Raw genomic sequence first — 16,427 nt, forward strand, 5'->3', positions numbered from 1 at the left:
TAGCGATCAAGGATCATCCCTCAAAAGTATTAAAGGAAAAATTTGGCGCACTCTTTTCAACATCATTTTATGAGCGCATAAAAAAATGGAAATCGCTACGTTATGTACTTTATCAAAATGCAATGGCTGCAAGATGACCGCTATACGGCTTGGCCATGTGCAAAATATTCCGCTGAGCAAACAAAAAAAGCGCTAGCAAAGCCGAATCTATCCACATTAAAAGAAATTTTTTCTGTAGCAATTGCCGAGAAAGAAGTTGGGTTTGTAACCAATGCTTATCTACATGCTATTTTAGCGCATCGGGACCAAGTCTTAAACCATTATGCCTAAGGTAGCATAGATAGAATTATATTTGCTGAAGCTATGATGGCATAATGTTTTATATTTAATATAGTATTGCCACGGCGTACCTATTTCATCAACCGTTAACATTGTCGTAACGATACATATATGGTATTTAAAATTAAAAGCAGGCCCATCGTTATCTTATGCTATTTTACTATGCTAGGGTTGGTCATCTGGTTTAGGTTCAATAAAAGGCAATCGATGCCCACACGCACCACACAAATAGAGCAGGTCCTAGAGGAAATGCAGACAAGGAAAATAGAAACGCAACACAACGCAATAGGATTGCAGGAAGATACTTGTAGCATATATCTTGAAAACGCTGCCTATTGCTTACCATGTGGTCACTATTTTCATGTAAACTGTATCAAGCAATGGCTCAAGACAAACATGTCCTGCCCCAATTGCAGACGCCATCCGCTTGAATAGACATAGTGTCTGATCAGCCAATGTCGTCAACTTAAGGGACATCTATTCTAACACAGAGATAGAAATGGCTGTATGTGTTCAGCGCGATAGTTCTATCGGCTGTTTAGCTATGTGCTGTGCTTCCTGGGCATATTGTTGATTACCAAAAAATAGATTATCCCAAATGCGATGAACGGCATGTAAAGCATCCAGTTTCTGCGTATCTGTTCACGATACTGGTTAATACTGAATTTTATCCCACTTTTTTCTTGATAAAGAAGTGGACAAAAAATAAAGCCCTCGATAAAAAGTCGCTGAAAGTGCCATCTTACAGATGGAAAAACAGGAAGCGCCCCCTTTGGGGACTTCAAAGAAAACTGTTTTTCCTAATCATCTGTAAAATGCCACTTTCTAAACCGAGACTTTTTTCAGGGGCGTTGTTCTTTTAACGCAAAAAACCACTGCGCTGAACACATACGTTTCTGCGACTGTATTTGATTGGATAGTTTATGGATCAAGGGCTTTGCTAGTCTCATCGATAGGGCACAAGGAACAGCGCAGAACAAACTGCTAGGGAGGTCTGTATGCCTAAATACACATGTAAAAGCAATGACCGTAAAAAGTATATTCAAAAAAACAGCAACCCCATCTACAAAAGTGTGGCTAGCTTCTTGAAAAGTTTGAAAAGACTCTCCAGCTATCCAGTTCTGAGTGGTTACCTTATTATGGGCAGTTGCTAAGCGGATATCACCCTTTAGTTCCTGATTTTTTTTTTGTAATAGTACGCCCAACAACTATTAGACAACTTAGTTTGAAAGAACAGTGCACATGAACCTAGTAGATACGCCCATGCTACCAATACAAAAAATAGTGTGATTCATCCATGTTGACGCCATTGACCAACCAGCTGCGTAATACTTTTTACTTATCTTTTTCTACACCCAAATAGAGAAAAATGTACATAGCGCGATGGCCGCTTTTTGAGATCAAAAAGCAATGCATTCAAATTTTCTGCACTATGGTTCAGGTTATGATAGAGCGTTGGATCATGGATCAATAGACCAAAACTTCCCACATCATTAGAGGTATGCTGGATCAATGTTTCTACATCTTTCAACATATTGGTAACCCTAAAAGAGAGATCTTTAAAGGGAATAGAGCGGATTTCTCGAAGCAGGCCATGCAAAATAGGCAACATAGCAGGTATACCCCTTTTTGAGTCTGCCAATGGCGAAGAAATCGCAATCATATTTTTTGCAATCGTGGTAATGTTGTGTTCAAGCTCATCGATAGCAGTATGTAAGGTAGCACTTGTTTTTTCAAGATTGACTAAAATGGAATTCACCCCCTCAGTCGTTTTGATGAGATTCTGTGTAACCGTTGCTACCTGGGCCGTCATAGCCTTAAGATCAATTTCATTAAAATCCGGATGCAACTGGCCAATGATAATATCATGCTTACCGATGGGGTTGCCTTTGTGTAGCTCAATTTCCAAAGCATTGCCCTCCATCATACCCGCATTATTCAACATAACCTTACTGGTATCAGTTAAAGGAAATTGTTTATCTAACTCAATGGTCACCAGTGTGCTGTAATTCTGCTTAGGCTTAATCTCTACCTTTGTAACCATTCCTACTACATGACCTTTTAGCTTGACAGGAGCAGAAACATACAAGTTCTTATTAACAGGATAAATAATTTGGTAATCATTATATTTAGAAAATATATTGTGGCCTTTCAAGAACAAAAAACCATAATATAAAATACCTAAGGAAGCGAAGGCTAATAGGCCTATCATATAGTTCTTATTGATTTTCATATTGGTATCTTTTGTATGTTTCAGTAATAGGTAAAGGTATAAAATACAAAACCATATTACATATAGACTGACTTCAAAACACTACTGGTTATGTGGATATAGATCCGGTGCTTATCTCCTCACCTACATCTCATGCATTGCGGCTTTGCAGAGCGCCTCCCCTACAAAAATATAAGTGCGCCTCGTAAGAAGTCTAATGTACAATTATACAAAATAACTAAATGAGTTACAGCTAACCAATGCTTTTTAATGACACATGGCCACAGTAAAGCTATACTACCACCCTACTTTTTCTTAAATACGACTTGAACAGGCACCCCCTCAAAGTTAAAATGAGCCCTAAGTTGATTGACTAAATAGCTTTTGTAATTCGGCTGAATATAGGCTGGATGATTGCAAAAGAAAGCAAATGTAGGCGCATGGGCCGTCACCTGTGTACAATATTTAATTTGGATATACTTTCCTTTTACAGCAGGTGGATGATTGTTTTCAATAATAGGTAAAAGGACCTTGTTTAACTCAGAAGTGGGAATTTTTTTTATCTTATTTTGATATACTGAAAGGGCTTTTTCAATGGTTTGGTAAACCCTTTGTTTCTTTACCGTTGAAACAAATAGAATAGGCAAATAGTCTAAAGGGGCTAGCTTACGCAATAGGTGCTTTCTATAGGCCTCAGCGGTTGTCACCTCTTTATCCATCAAGTCCCATTTATTCACCACTAAGGCCATACCCTTCTTATACCGATGTGCGAGTGCAATCAGTGAAATATCCTGTGCTTCTATACCATGTTGGGCATCTATCATGATCAAACAGATATCTGCGTCTTGCATGGATTTGACGGCACGCAATACAGAATAAAACTCAATGGCATCCTTTACTTTTGACTTTTTTCGTATACCTGCTGTATCAGTAAGGATGAACTTTTTATTATACCGGTTGTATTCCGTATCTATTGCATCCCTAGTGGTTCCAGAGATGGGACTGACCATGCTTCTTTTTTCATCCAATAACACATTTAAAAAAGAAGATTTGCCTACGTTGGGACGGCCTAAAATGGTGAACCTAGGCAATTGATCTGGTCCTGCATCAATTGCGGAGGTTTCTTTTAGATAAGGCAATAAAGCATCGAGCAAATCACCTGTTCCCGAACCATTTATAGCGGCTATAGGAAATGGTGTACCCAGACCTAGGGCATAAAAACTAGGTGCCACCATCGCAGCCATGACACTTTCTGATTTATTGGCTACTAAAAAAATAGGTTTATTGATTTTGCGCAATAAATGCGCAAAATCCTTGTCTGCATCGGTTAGACCCTCTAGACAGTCCACCATAAAAAGGACCAAGTTGGCCTCATCAAGTGCCAGTTGAATCTGTTCACGAATCCCATGCTCAAAGGTATGACCCGTACCACACATATATCCTCCGGTATCAATAACCGTAAAAGATCTATTGCCCCACTGCGCATATCCATAATGCCGGTCACGAGTTGTATGGACAGAACCATCCATAATGGCTTTTCTTGATTCAATCAATCGATTAAAAAAGGTGGACTTACCTACATTAGACCTACCTACAAGGGCCACAACATTTGCCATAAAGTTAAAATAAGAAATTTGAATGGCACCTAAAATAGCCTAGTACCTCTAGTAGATCATCCCACATCATGGTCACCTTACAGGTGGCTTATACATACTAGTACGCACCAGAAAGATTTTTTTTTAAAATTAGAATAAATAATAGCCAAAAGCAAAAATGTAATGGATCAAAGTACGCCCTCAAAAGATGCATTTGGGAGATGACTAGGGCAAGGCATCCTGCCATCTTTTCAAGCAAATAGAAAGACTATGGCGCCAGTGGGGAATCTTCATTTGAAACACCTCTCGAAAAGAAGCCTTACTCAATACACTGTAGTAAGGCCTTGTCAGATGCGCTAAAGATGAAGCACAGGGTGCCACGGAACAACGATGGGGCAAAGCAGTTAGAATGGCATAGGCAAAATCATACCAACTGGCTACCCCCTCATTGGTATAATGATAGATACCCGATGGATAGTGCGTCTTGTTTGCCATATTTTCAATAATTTCCCAAATGGCAGTAGCCAGGTCATAGACATAAGTAGGGGTGCCTATTTGGTCATCAACCACGTGAATAGTACTTTCTTTTTGAGCCAATGCAACCATTTTTGTAAAAAAGTTATCCCCTTTTTCACCATATAACCATGCCGTTCGAATGATATAAAAAGAGGGAGCACGTGTGGCGATTAGTTGTTCTCCAGCTAGTTTGGATCGACCATATTGATTCCATGGATCCGTAGAGTCATTTGGCTTTAATGGACGCCCTTTGGTAGCGCCAAAGACATAATCTGTTGAAATATGCAAGAGCACAATACGATATTTTGCAGCTAATGCAGCCAGGTAGCCCGCACCTATGCTATTTACTTTAAAACAGTTTGCGGCTGCTTGCTCTGCTAATGCCACATGCGTATAGGCAGCACAGTTTATAATGTATTGGACCCTATCTGCTTTGATACAAGACTCTATTTGAGCTGCATCTGTAATATCCAGCATGGCTTTGCTGTAAAAACGTGGTACAAGAAAGGCATGGGCCTTAAAGGTAGCCCGTAACGCAGTGCCTAACTGACCTTCTGCACCAGTCACTAAAACAACAGAGCGAACCATTGTGATAAGGTGGCATTTTACGCCTAATCTTTACTAAACGAAACAAAGCCTTGGTTTATCCTACAACCTATTACACATAAATGCAGCTTGCAACCACAACCAACCGACATAATACAACTCAAAAACATTGCAACAATATCTTTTTTTTATTACCATTAGACGTGGAGTATGCCCATCCAGGTTAGTAAAAGTGTAAGCAACCGCATGTATAACCTCAAAGGGATCTCCAGCCGTTCATTTAGGTAGGCAACCTATGGTACGTGCAGAAAGTAAACATTTACAAAACAAAAAACAAAAGCGCCTATGTTACTTTACAAAATAAAAACAATGGGGCAAGCAGGACCCATTAGCTACTTTAAGGCTATTCCAGCAGCTGAATCATCCATTTCTTTCTATGTAAGCTGGGTAGATTGCGTATAGGAACCACTATGGCTACTTTTTTAGCCTAGCCAGGGTGCCAATATACTACCCGACGGCAACAAAGAAATGAATTACTGAATGCATAATGCATTATGTTAATTTCACTGACCTAAACTTATGTAATTATGTACATATATACAAAAAAGTTAATGTTTTTATTACTTATACCTTTGTTAACAGCAAACAAATGCGGTGAAGTAAGTGGCCTAACAAGCCAAAGAAAGGTGCACAAGCAACAAATTACTAAGCATAACAAAAAAACTGCTTCTAAGTCGTCATCTCCTCCAGGGGCTAGTCTCAAAAAGGAAGCGGTTAAAAAGGATTTGACTAAAAATAAGCAGGGGATAAAAGATGGTACACTATCTAAAATTAAACCTACAGGTCAAACGCAGTCTACAGATGCTACTATGGCATCGGATAATAGTCAAGATGCTCAAACAACGCCAACTACTATCCAACAAGATAGCGCTACAGGCCATAGGGGTGGTAAAGATCAAAATACAAACCAGCATAAGGAATCTACTGAGAAAGAAACACCTAAAGCAAAAAGGGGTTTAGCATGGATAAAGAAGAGAATATGTGGAGAAAAACAGAAAGCGCATGATGGAAATAATGTGTATGCAGACATAGTAGATGATATGGAGAGAACCATTTAAAAATGGTAGGCTAGGAAATGGGAAAAAATAGGAAATAAAAGTAAGGAAAAAAGGTCCGAATAAATCAGTCCAGTATACTTGACAGGATTTCTACCTCTGCATTACTTAATCATCACATATTAAATTAATAATTTAATATGTGATGATGTGTATTTATGGATAACTTGATTAAGTTATCCATAAATACACATCTCAATCAATATGAGGACTAAAGACAATAAAACCAGCGTAGAACAAAGTGTAAAAATAGATACGATTGTTGATCTTATAAAAAATTTCAAAAATTGAATTAAATAATTAAATTATTTAAAATGAATACAAACCGAAACTTAATCTTACACCTTTATTCTAACAACCTATACGAATCACACAAAAATGTCTCACCTCTGTTGAAGTATCACATATAACATTCCCCAATCATCAACATATAATCAAACGCCTCTTGGTATTCATTTTTAATCTTGCCCTCTAATATAGCCTCTTTAATGGCCTCCTTAATGCGACCTACCTGAGCGGACGGCTTGAGTCCAAAGGTTTCCATAATAACCACACCCGTAATAACTGGTTGAAAGTTTCTAATTTGATCACGTGCTTCTACCTCCGCCACCCTTTTTTGCACGCTGTCAAGGTTAGCCAAATATTGCTGCACTTTGACTTCATTTTTAGAGGTAATATCCGCTCTACATAATAAAAATAAATCCTCTAAATCATCTCCTACCTCATATACAAGGCGCCGTATTGCAGTATCTGTGACCTCTTTGGCCAAGGCTATAGGACGCAAATGCAACCTAACCAATTTTTGTACATATCCTAAGGCTTCCTGACTAGTAGGAAAACGCAGCCTTTTAAATAGTTTAGGCAACATTCTGGCCCCTAGTTCTTCATGACCATGAAAAGAAAAACCATGCACCGGATCAAATTGTTTAGTTAATGGCTTGGCAATATCATGAAAGACAGCCGCCCAACGAAGCCATAGTTTATCAGAATGCTGCACCAGATTGTCCAATACCTCCAGTGTATGGAGAAAGTTGTCTTTATGGGAATGGTATCCAATTTGTTCTTTCCCTGAAAGCTTTTGCAATTCGGGTAGTACAATCGATAATAGATTGGTATCGAATAAAAGCTTAAACCCATAAGCAGGTCTATTCGTGGCCATCATTTTATGTAGCTCTTCCGTAATGCGTTCTTGCGCCACAATAGCCAAGCGATCCCGAACAGCGGTCATAGCCACCAACGTTTCTGGTGTGATCCTAAAATTCAACTGAGCAGCCAAACGTATGGCACGCATGATGCGCAATGGGTCATCTGAAAAGGTTTGTACAGGATCACAAGGCGTTCTTAGCCACCCATCTATCAAGTCTTGCTGTCCATGAAATGGATCTATGCATCGCCCATAGGTTGCTTTGTTTAAGGAGATAGCCATGGTATTAATGGTAAAATCCCGCCGCATTTGGTCATCAGCAAGTGTACCAGTTGAGACACTGGGATTCCGGGAAGTCAACAGGTAAGACTCCTTTCTAGCGCCTACAAACTCTATGACCCACCCATCCCACTGCAACATAGCTGTACCAAAACTTTTAAATAGACGAACAGGTACACCTCTGTAGGTTGCGACTGCCTCTGCCAATGCCATACCATCCCCTACACAAACGATATCAATGTCTTTAGAAGCACGTCCTAAAAACAAATCACGCACAAATCCCCCTACTACATACGTTTCTAGTTGCAACGCATCTGCCATCTCCCCTATTTGACGCAAAATGGGATGGTGCACTACGAACTGCACCATAGCGTCTTTACTTTTTACACTTTCCACAATTCTATGTTTTAATATATTTGTAGACAGCTAACGAGTAGCCACCTCAGACGGTGCTTGTGCTATATTCGCTTCTTCTTTATGCTCATAAAAAACTTCTTCTATAGATTCAGCTACTTTTTGTATCACCTTGGCATTATTGAGTGCAGAAAGCCCACGCTTCACCGTAATACCTACTTTATTACCATGACAGGCACCATATACCTTGATGCGTTTAAAATTTTTCGTCACCAACCCTTCTGCATGCTGTGTAGCAACAGGCAACAACATATCATGCTCACACTTTGGATCCCCTCCAATCAACGCTGCATAAGTAGCATTGAGTTCAGCCAATTCTTGCGCCCTAACAGGGGATTCAAATGAATCAAACAACTGCGAGAAATCAATTAAAACAGTAGCAATAGCAGTAATAGGCACCTCCATATCCTTAAGACCTAAGGGAACGTAACAACGCATAAAATCACTTGCTGGGTCTAAATCTGTCATACCTTCTACATTTTTAAACTTACTAGCCCATGGGGCTAGTAGTTGGTATACCGCAGGGTGATTTTTTGCAATTCCCGGTGCTTTTTTAAAAAAATATCCCCTTACAAACTCACTATAACCTTGCCTTATACGCTCTAAGATTGGTACAATTCGATCAAATGTTTGATTAAAGTGCTTCACATCTTTAATATGACCAAATACTGGAGCGCCTTTCCAGGGTGTAGCTATAGTGATCAATTGATGGACAACGATCCCACACTCATTTTCCAAACGGTTCATATATTCTTTAAGCAGGGCAAAACCCCGTAATCCTCCTTGGCTATGGGTTACGAGTATAATCTCACTACCACGAGGGACCTTTGTTTTAATCTCTTCATAAGCTACACTAGCTTGCGCCTTGATGGAATATTTCACAGTGAGATTACAGGATTTATCTGAATGCGTAAAATCTTTGTTCAGACGTTCTAATGCAAGGATAGGCACATGGGGGAATTTTTGTTGCAAAATTGCTTTCATCGTATCAAAGTCAGAGGAGACCCTAGTCAGACCATGCAGGCATACAATCACTTGCTTCCCCTCTTCTACTTTAGGTATGCGTTTAATTTTTTTTATAGGAGACGCTAGATCATCTACATCATTTAAGTTTTCTATGTCTATGTTTTTCCGCTTATGGCATTGTGGAGGCGTATGAGGTTGCTTGCATAACACTTGTGGAATTGATGCCATTTGTAGATCTGATGCAGATGGTTGTTTCCTTTCATGGTGGTAATTCGTACAGCGGCCACCTTCACAAGCTATACCTAGCACAAGGTAAAAAATCCAACCAGATCGACAAATGGCAATCAGGTCCCTACGAAGACCTATGGTATGATGCATGCTGATAAAATCCTGTAAAGATAATTGATAGAATAAAAATATTTAGTCTTGCTTGAGTCTGACAAATATAGTTCTTTTGATCTATTTTATAAAAATGTAGCGCATCAGCAGGCTACCCGCGCATCCTTGTTTGCCCTTTAGCCAACTATTTATTAAATTGTTCCCCTACTCACTTTATTTAGCCAGTCGCAAGGTACAATCGCTGGTATACACATATGCTTGCGTAGCGTGCACTAAATATGAAAAGTAAAAGCGTCATCACAATGGAACCAGCTATACAACCAGACTATCTTTCTGGACTGAATGAAATGCAAAAGCAAGCCGTCCTCCATACCGACGGCCCATCGATTGTGGTAGCAGGGGCTGGCTCAGGGAAAACCAAAGTATTAACTGCCAGAATAGCCCATCTCCTGAAAGAAAAAAAAGCGGCGCCGCATCAGATCCTTGCGTTAACGTTTACGAACAAAGCGGCTGCTGAAATGCGTCAAAGGATCACTGACGTAGTGGGTAATGGCGCCCAAGCACTATGGCTGGGTACCTTCCATAGTGTTTTTATGAAATTATTGCGCAGAGAAGCCAATAGCTTAGGCTATCCGGCTCATTTTAGTATTTATGACACAGACGACAGCAAATCGCTCATCAAACAAATCACTAAGGCACTAGACCTGGATGATAAGCTATATAAGCCAAGCGTTATATTGGGCCGCATTTCCCATGCTAAAAACAGGTTGATTCAGCCAGAGGTTTACGCTGCGGACCCAACCTATCAAAAGGAAGATGCCTATATGCGTATGCCTAAGTTCAGTGAAATATTTTTAAGGTATACGGGCCACTGCTTACAAGCAGGCGCAATGGATTTTGATGATTTACTGGTACAAACACATAAGTTGTTCCATGATCACCCTACATTAGCCACAAAGTATCAACAACAATTTCGTTATCTATTGATTGATGAGTTTCAAGATACCAATTTGGTGCAGTATCGTATTGCCAAAACACTGGCGGCACATCACCAAAACATCTGTGTAGTGGGCGATGATGCACAAAGTATTTATGCCTTTAGGGGGGCGGATATTCATAATATTTTGCATTTTTCCCATGACTACCCCAACCACAAAATGATCAAACTGGAGCAAAATTACCGCTCTACAAGACATATCGTAGATATAGCAAACCACATCATTAGCCACAATGCAGCACAGCTAAAGAAAAAGGTTTGGACAGCCAATCCCGTGGGAGCACCCATTCAGGTGCTAAGGGCCAGGTCAGATATGGAAGAAAGCCAGCTGGTAGTAAATCAGCTGCTAACAGAAACGTTAAATAACCAACTGCGCTATCGAGACTTCGTTATTTTATATCGTACCAATAATCAGTCCAGAAACTTTGAGGAAGCATTACGTAAACAAAATATTCCTTACCAAATCATAGGTGGGCTCTCCTTTTACCAGCGCAAAGAAGTCAAAGACCTTTTAGCCTATTTGCGTTTTGTAGTAAACCAAAATGATACAGAAGCCTTTAGAAGGATTATTAATTTCCCTAGACGAGGCATTGGGCCCACTACTATTGATAAAATATTTTCTATTGCAGCAGAAAGCGCACGCCCGCTCTGGACGGTACTGCATGACTTAAATGATTTTTTACGTGGCGCCACTGCAACAGCTGTCTCCCGTTTTGTAACCCTTATTGATACCGCAAAACAGACCAACGAAAATGCATATACTATAGCAGCCTATATAGCCAAAGCGTCTGGCTTGCTCAAGGAACTACATGAAGATAAAACCGTAGAAGGACGCACCCGCTATGAGCATATCCAAGAACTACTGAACAGCATCAAACAGTTTGTAGACCAACCTGAAAACAATGATCCAAGCCTAGGTAGTTTTTTACAAGAAATTGCATTGCTGACAAGTGCAGATCAAAGCCATGTCCATGAAGACGCGGTAACCCTAATGACTATTCACGCTTCTAAAGGACTAGAATTCAAATACGTATACCTAGTAGGCATGGAAGAAGAACTTTTTCCCTCTGCTATGATGTTGGGCAGCCAAGCAGACTTAGAAGAAGAAAGACGCCTTTTCTACGTAGCCGTTACCCGTGCACAACTGAAGTTAACGCTATCGCACGCTTTAAGCAGATACCGATTTGGTAAATTAACCCATGTGCAACCCAGTCGTTTTTTAAAAGAGATAGCGGAGCATACAACGGCACAAAGGGCCACTAAGCCTGCGCAATCTACAGCTACCGCTCAGTCCATTAAAAAGTCCAAGCTAGGCGGCTCCATGCGCAAAATAGGGAGAGCTGCACCCGCCCAGTCTAGCATTGGGCCAACGGCCCTACAAGTTGGACATATGGTACATCACCTCCACTTTGGTTCAGGAAAAATTTTGAAGGTAGTCGAAACTGCAGGCATGCGTAAAGCAGTGATTCTTTTTCATAAATTTGGAGAAAAGACCCTCTTGTTAAATTATGCAAAGCTAGACATACTGCCTATAATAGAGAAGGCCTAATGAAATATTATTTATTATAACCCAATAACCCACAATGTACGACTATAATACAACTCGATCCCCTTTAATGCTTAAAGAATATGGTAGAAATATACAAAAGCTTATGGAGCAATTTGCCACCATTGAGGACAAAGCGGTTCGTACACAACAAGCCCATGGTATTGTCAAACTGATGGAAGTGGTCAACCCCAATGCAGAATCGCCACAAAAACGATGGGATGATCTTTTTATACTATCGGATTACAAATTAGATATTGATAGTCCTACGCCTAAACCTATAAAAAGGGTAAGCAGCCAACAGCATTATACACATATGCCCTGTATGCAGCTGATTAGATACAAGTATTATGGACGGCATATAGAGGCACTCCTTAAAAAAATCACTACCCTACCGACACTTAAAGAACAAGAACAAATGTTGATGGCAGTGGGCAAACTCATGCGTCGTTTTAGCAATACATGGAACAACGATTACATCAACAATGAAAGAATCATGCAAGACATCAAGCGCATGCTGCCAGAGGGTACAACGCTGGATGTAGGCATTATACGCACCCTACCAGATGAAGGTGCAAATGGGCAAAAGCCTAGAAACAGACCATACCTAAAAACCAATACAGCTAAAAAGTAGTCCGACTTATATCAACAAGCTCCATTGCACCATGCATAAATTTATTGTCCATGGAGGGCATCGGTTGTCTGGCACCATCAAACCACAAGGTTCAAAAAATGAAGCCCTACAGGTGATCTGTGCCACCTTATTAACCGATGACATTGTAACGCTACACAATGTACCCAATATTACAGATGTCCAAAGTGTAATGAAGCTGCTAGCGCTTTTAGGCGTTCAAATTACCCCATTAGGGCATGGCACCTATCAGTTCTGTGCTGCGAACCTTACCAAAGACGCCATGCTTACCGCGGCCTTTCGAGAGGAATACACTAAAGTACGGGGTTCTATTATGTTACTGGCCCCTCTTTTAATCCGTTTCAGGGAAGTAGTTATAGCGCAACCTGGGGGAGATCGGATTGGGCGCAGGGGGCTGCATGCGCATTTCGAAGGATTCATGCAGCTAGGTATTGCTTTCCATGCTGCTAAACCCAATTGGATTGCTCAATGCTATGCATTGAAAGGAGCCGATGTACTAATGCCAGAAGCATCTGTCACAGGTACAGCTAATCTGATTATGGCTGCCAGCATGGCCAAGGGCAAAACCATTATTTACCCCGCAGCTTGTGAGCCACATGTACAACAGCTTTGCCATATGCTAGTGGCTATGGGCGCACGCATCACAGGTATTGGCTCTAATCTATTAACCATAGAGGGTGTACACACACTCCAGGGTACTACCCACACCATCTTACCAGACATGTTGGAAATCGGTAGTTTTATTGGGTTGGCTGCAGCAACTCAATCTGCACTAACCATTACAGATGTGCCTATTAAACTTTTTGCACCCGTTTGGTATTGCTTTGAAAAACTAGGTATTCTTCTAGAAAAAAAGAAAGACACCTTACATATTCCAGCCCAGTCTGTTTACCATATTCAACCGGAAATGGATGGGAATCTTGTAACGATTTACGATGCAGTGTGGCCAGGCATACCTGCCGATTTACTGAGTATTGCAGTTGTAGCTGCTGTACATGCACAAGGTCATGTGTTAATCCATCAAAAAATGTTTGAAAGCAGGCTTTTTTTTGTAGATCATTTGATTGAAATGGGTGCAAGACTGGTATTATGTGATCCACATAGGGTACATATAGTAGGCCTAGGCAACAGCCATAAGCTGCATGGCATTCATATGAGTTCAAGCGATATTCGAGCAGGCATCGCTTTATTAATTGCTGCACTAGCGGCAGAAGGTACCAGTACGATTGAAAATATTCGTCAAATTGATCGAGGATATGAATGCATTGACCAACGCCTCAATGCCTTAGGTGCCTCTATTGAAAGGGTTTAGGTGTCTATTCGAACCATGCCGCCAACTATAGTGGGTTGATGTGTTAAGACAAATTTTCCTTAAACTTGTTTTCTTTGTTTTCCCATTTACTATCCCCCATTTTTTAAGACCTAAGGTAGACACTCATAGGTTTTTAATAGTTGCCCCTAGTCTAGGAAATTCATTTGTATGTGTTCAGCGCAGTGGTTTTTTGCGTTAAAAGAACAACGCCCCTGTAAAAAGTCGCGGTTTAGAAAGTGGCATTTTACAGATGATTAGGAAAAACAGTTTCCTTTCAAGCCCCCTTTGGGGGTGGATTCTGTTTTTCCATCTGTAAGATGGCACTTTCAGCGACTTTTTACCGAGGGCTTGATTTTTTGTCCACTTTTTTATCAAGAAAAAAGTGGGATAAAGTTCATTATTAACCAGTATCGTGAACAGATACACTTAAACAGGTAATTTAAAATTATATTATAATGATAACCAGTATATTATATATATACATATATATAATATTGATAAAAATGCCTCTTAAATAGGCGCAAATACTAACCAACGGATAGATATTAAATCAGTGTAAACCAAATAAATAAATCCATAACTCATGTTATAAACAAACACTACAGAAAATACATTAAAATATTTTTGTCCGATTTTTTTAGGCCATTGCAGGCATCACCTGCAGGATAATTCCATTATCAATTTCTTTAAGCCATAAGGTATTTTTAGTCTTTCGTGGAACATGAGTACTATTGCACAAATCTAAAAAATGTTTTATATAGTAATTATTAAGTTCATAGCTATGACTTAATAGTCATACTAGAACATAGTAGTCTTAGTTTTAACCATTAATAAAACAGAATCTATTATGAACATTAAAAATATAATCGGGACTATAGAGCCATCCGATATTGCCAGAGCGGAGCAGCAAGTACTTATTATGGAAACTGAACATCAAGATACTAAATTCAATATGCTTGCTTTTGCAGAATAAAGCAGCATGGTGTGTACTGGTATAGGTGATAAGGATTCTATCTAAAAGCAATAATATTGAGTCTTACCTATTCAACACAGTGGTAAAGAAATCATTTATATTACACTTTATTCTTGATAAAGAAGTAAAAAATCAAGTACTGATGGAATCAGCTATTTTCAGCAGCTTGTTCCAAGGCACCTTCTCTTTTTATAAAGCATCTTTTTTCTTGTTTTAGAGTAACGTGGCCACATGGATGAATAGATATATTATATTAAGGCATTCCATGTTATTGCTTTATTATATGATGCATGTTAAAAAAAGCTTTGCGTAAGATTGTGTAAAATAGTTTGTCTGTATTAGGTTGTTTGCTATAAAAAATAATATACTTTCATATGTTCAATATATTCGGGATAGAGGAGACTATTAAAAATGTTTACATCTTGTCCAAAAAATTTATGAATTGCAAGGATATATCTAATACAGATGAATTAAAACCATTTTACCTTAAATTTTAAAAAAAGCATCAACCAACCCAACCTATTCCAGGTACCTTATCTGTGTCTTTTATTGCCGATACTATTGGCATATGGCAAAAATTAAATCCTGAAAGTGATCATAATGTATTAGATGATATACATCAACAGTCTATGGTTGGGGAGGCTTATCCAACGGATGAACACGCACAACATCTAGAAGCACTTAGGCTAGGCTATCTCCATCTAAGAGAATCAAGTGCCGAGTTAAAAGCACTTTTTAATTTAATCATCCATACGATATTTTTAAGAAAAAGCAGAAAAATAGATCAAAATATTTCATTTGGGGGATCATCTTCTTCTGGTATAGGTCTGATTTGGATAAGTGGCCACGGGGAACTAGATCAAACAGATATTGCTGAATTACCATTACATGAATTAACCCCACCACCAACTATTTATTGACGAGCGTTGCCATATGCACTATAACTATACAGCGTTGTGCAAGCCAGAAAACTTTTCTACCTCTGCTATTTTAAATAAAAAACGGCCTTTAGATAAGGTTGTCCATAGCATTATTGTGGCTACAGAGATTATCTTAGCAAGGAATAGATTTTTGGTTCAACAAGAAACAAAAGTTCATGGAACTTCCAGGAATTTAATGAATAAAACGGTGGCAACTATTCAAGAAATTATGAGTATGGTCAATATTAACGAGCTACTAAGCCCAAGAACACAGAAAATTCTGGAAAAAGCAGAGACTGCTTTAAGAGAGATAAAGGCGAAATAATTGTCCTAAATTATATACTATTTTAGTGGAAATATGTAGTAATTTAAGGCAAAGAAATATATGCATTACTTATTTAAGAATAAATTTTTTATTTATAGCATTGTCTTAGTTGTATTAGTTAAGATTTAATCTGACAGGCAGTAAAAATTTAAGTATTAAAGTTGTCAGTTAAGTTTAGTTTGTCAGGTATTGTTTTAAGGTACGCGATTTGATTATTTTTTTCAAGGACTAGCTTTT

Annotated in this window: 15 protein-coding genes; 9 read left to right on the plus strand and 6 right to left on the minus strand. The window is 39.2% G+C overall.

What is annotated here, in order from left to right; translation table 11 throughout:
• Nucleotides 1–102 precede the first annotated feature (102 nt).
• Together NLX65_RS01460 and NLX65_RS01465 are read left to right on the plus strand one after the other, a co-directional pair.
• A complete protein-coding gene (locus NLX65_RS01460) occupies nucleotides 103–330 on the plus strand; it encodes a hypothetical protein (protein ID WP_260536399.1) in 228 nt (75 codons plus the stop codon).
• Nucleotides 331–450: 120 nt separating this feature from the next.
• Complete coding sequence (locus tag NLX65_RS01465; protein WP_260536401.1) at nucleotides 451–774, plus strand: RING finger domain-containing protein; 324 nt, start codon at nucleotides 451–453, stop codon at nucleotides 772–774.
• A gap of 407 nt (nucleotides 775–1,181) precedes the next feature.
• Here NLX65_RS01465 and NLX65_RS01470 read toward each other — a convergent pair whose 3' ends face one another.
• From NLX65_RS01470 to rfbD, 4 genes are all read right to left on the minus strand, one after another.
• Nucleotides 1,182–1,547, minus strand: coding sequence for a hypothetical protein (locus NLX65_RS01470; protein WP_260536404.1), 366 nt, complete (start codon nucleotides 1,545–1,547; stop codon nucleotides 1,182–1,184).
• A 131-nt stretch (nucleotides 1,548–1,678) separates the two neighbouring features.
• Complete coding sequence (locus tag NLX65_RS01475; RefSeq protein ID WP_260536406.1) at nucleotides 1,679–2,572, minus strand: MlaD family protein; 894 nt, start codon at nucleotides 2,570–2,572, stop codon at nucleotides 1,679–1,681.
• Between the two features lie 284 nt (nucleotides 2,573–2,856).
• Nucleotides 2,857–4,167 (minus strand): ribosome biogenesis GTPase Der, encoded by a 1,311-nt coding sequence (der, locus tag NLX65_RS01480; RefSeq protein WP_260536409.1) that lies wholly within the window; start codon nucleotides 4,165–4,167, stop codon nucleotides 2,857–2,859.
• Between the two features lie 204 nt (nucleotides 4,168–4,371).
• Nucleotides 4,372–5,250: a dTDP-4-dehydrorhamnose reductase gene (gene rfbD, locus NLX65_RS01485; RefSeq protein ID WP_260536412.1), complete on the minus strand. Its 879-nt coding sequence runs from the start codon at nucleotides 5,248–5,250 to the stop codon at nucleotides 4,372–4,374.
• Between the two features lie 545 nt (nucleotides 5,251–5,795).
• Here rfbD and NLX65_RS01490 point away from each other — a divergent pair.
• Complete coding sequence (locus tag NLX65_RS01490) at nucleotides 5,796–6,326, plus strand: hypothetical protein (RefSeq protein ID WP_260536415.1); 531 nt, start codon at nucleotides 5,796–5,798, stop codon at nucleotides 6,324–6,326.
• A 397-nt stretch (nucleotides 6,327–6,723) separates the two neighbouring features.
• On the opposite strand, the gene NLX65_RS01495 is transcribed toward NLX65_RS01490, so the two are convergent.
• Together NLX65_RS01495 and NLX65_RS01500 are read right to left on the minus strand one after the other, a co-directional pair.
• On the minus strand, nucleotides 6,724–8,115 hold the full coding sequence (locus NLX65_RS01495; protein WP_260536418.1) for a CCA tRNA nucleotidyltransferase: 1,392 nt from the start codon (nucleotides 8,113–8,115) through the stop codon (nucleotides 6,724–6,726).
• Nucleotides 8,116–8,172: 57 nt separating this feature from the next.
• Nucleotides 8,173–9,504, minus strand: coding sequence for a putative lipase (locus NLX65_RS01500; protein ID WP_260536421.1), 1,332 nt, complete (start codon nucleotides 9,502–9,504; stop codon nucleotides 8,173–8,175).
• 239 nt (nucleotides 9,505–9,743) lie between these two features.
• Here NLX65_RS01500 and NLX65_RS01505 point away from each other — a divergent pair, with 239 nt between their 5' ends.
• The 6 genes from NLX65_RS01505 to NLX65_RS01530 all read left to right on the plus strand — a co-directional run bounded on the left by NLX65_RS01505 (nucleotide 9,744) and on the right by NLX65_RS01530 (nucleotide 16,190).
• The gene (locus NLX65_RS01505; RefSeq protein ID WP_260536424.1) at nucleotides 9,744–12,011 is read left to right on the plus strand and encodes an ATP-dependent helicase; all 2,268 of its coding nucleotides are present in this window, start codon (nucleotides 9,744–9,746) and stop codon (nucleotides 12,009–12,011) included.
• 34 nt (nucleotides 12,012–12,045) lie between these two features.
• The gene (locus NLX65_RS01510; RefSeq protein WP_260536426.1) at nucleotides 12,046–12,642 is read left to right on the plus strand and encodes a DUF4290 domain-containing protein; all 597 of its coding nucleotides are present in this window, start codon (nucleotides 12,046–12,048) and stop codon (nucleotides 12,640–12,642) included.
• 31 nt (nucleotides 12,643–12,673) lie between these two features.
• Complete coding sequence (murA, locus tag NLX65_RS01515) at nucleotides 12,674–13,972, plus strand: UDP-N-acetylglucosamine 1-carboxyvinyltransferase (protein WP_260536429.1); 1,299 nt, start codon at nucleotides 12,674–12,676, stop codon at nucleotides 13,970–13,972.
• Between the two features lie 847 nt (nucleotides 13,973–14,819).
• Nucleotides 14,820–14,945 carry a hypothetical protein gene (locus NLX65_RS01520; protein ID WP_260536431.1) on the plus strand — a complete coding sequence of 42 codons (126 nt, stop codon included), beginning with the start codon at nucleotides 14,820–14,822 and terminating at the stop codon, nucleotides 14,943–14,945.
• A 539-nt stretch (nucleotides 14,946–15,484) separates the two neighbouring features.
• Nucleotides 15,485–15,865, plus strand: coding sequence for a hypothetical protein (locus NLX65_RS01525; protein ID WP_260536434.1), 381 nt, complete (start codon nucleotides 15,485–15,487; stop codon nucleotides 15,863–15,865).
• Nucleotides 15,866–15,878: 13 nt separating this feature from the next.
• Complete coding sequence (locus tag NLX65_RS01530) at nucleotides 15,879–16,190, plus strand: hypothetical protein (protein WP_260536437.1); 312 nt, start codon at nucleotides 15,879–15,881, stop codon at nucleotides 16,188–16,190.
• The last annotated feature ends 237 nt before the right edge of the window (nucleotides 16,191–16,427 follow it).

The organism is Candidatus Cardinium sp. TP (assembly GCF_025215055.1).
Classification (GTDB): domain Bacteria; phylum Bacteroidota; class Bacteroidia; order Cytophagales; family Amoebophilaceae; genus Cardinium.

Bases quoted from the DNA above. Each gene is read 5' to 3' on its own strand.
- NLX65_RS01460 (WP_260536399.1), top strand. From the start codon at position 103: ATGTACTTTATCAAAATGCAATGGCTGCAAGATGACCGCTATACGGCT.
- NLX65_RS01465 (WP_260536401.1), top strand. From the start codon at position 451: ATGGTATTTAAAATTAAAAGCAGGCCCATCGTTATCTTATGCTATTTT.
- NLX65_RS01475 (WP_260536406.1), bottom strand. From the start codon at position 2,572: ATGAAAATCAATAAGAACTATATGATAGGCCTATTAGCCTTCGCTTCC.
- der (WP_260536409.1), bottom strand. From the start codon at position 4,167: ATGGCAAATGTTGTGGCCCTTGTAGGTAGGTCTAATGTAGGTAAGTCC.
- rfbD (WP_260536412.1), bottom strand. From the start codon at position 5,250: ATGGTTCGCTCTGTTGTTTTAGTGACTGGTGCAGAAGGTCAGTTAGGC.
- NLX65_RS01490 (WP_260536415.1), top strand. From the start codon at position 5,796: ATGTACATATATACAAAAAAGTTAATGTTTTTATTACTTATACCTTTG.
- NLX65_RS01495 (WP_260536418.1), bottom strand. From the start codon at position 8,115: ATGGTGCAGTTCGTAGTGCACCATCCCATTTTGCGTCAAATAGGGGAG.
- NLX65_RS01500 (WP_260536421.1), bottom strand. From the start codon at position 9,504: ATGCATCATACCATAGGTCTTCGTAGGGACCTGATTGCCATTTGTCGA.
- NLX65_RS01505 (WP_260536424.1), top strand. From the start codon at position 9,744: ATGAAAAGTAAAAGCGTCATCACAATGGAACCAGCTATACAACCAGAC.
- NLX65_RS01510 (WP_260536426.1), top strand. From the start codon at position 12,046: ATGTACGACTATAATACAACTCGATCCCCTTTAATGCTTAAAGAATAT.
- murA (WP_260536429.1), top strand. From the start codon at position 12,674: ATGCATAAATTTATTGTCCATGGAGGGCATCGGTTGTCTGGCACCATC.
- NLX65_RS01520 (WP_260536431.1), top strand. From the start codon at position 14,820: ATGAACATTAAAAATATAATCGGGACTATAGAGCCATCCGATATTGCC.
- NLX65_RS01530 (WP_260536437.1), top strand. From the start codon at position 15,879: ATGCACTATAACTATACAGCGTTGTGCAAGCCAGAAAACTTTTCTACC.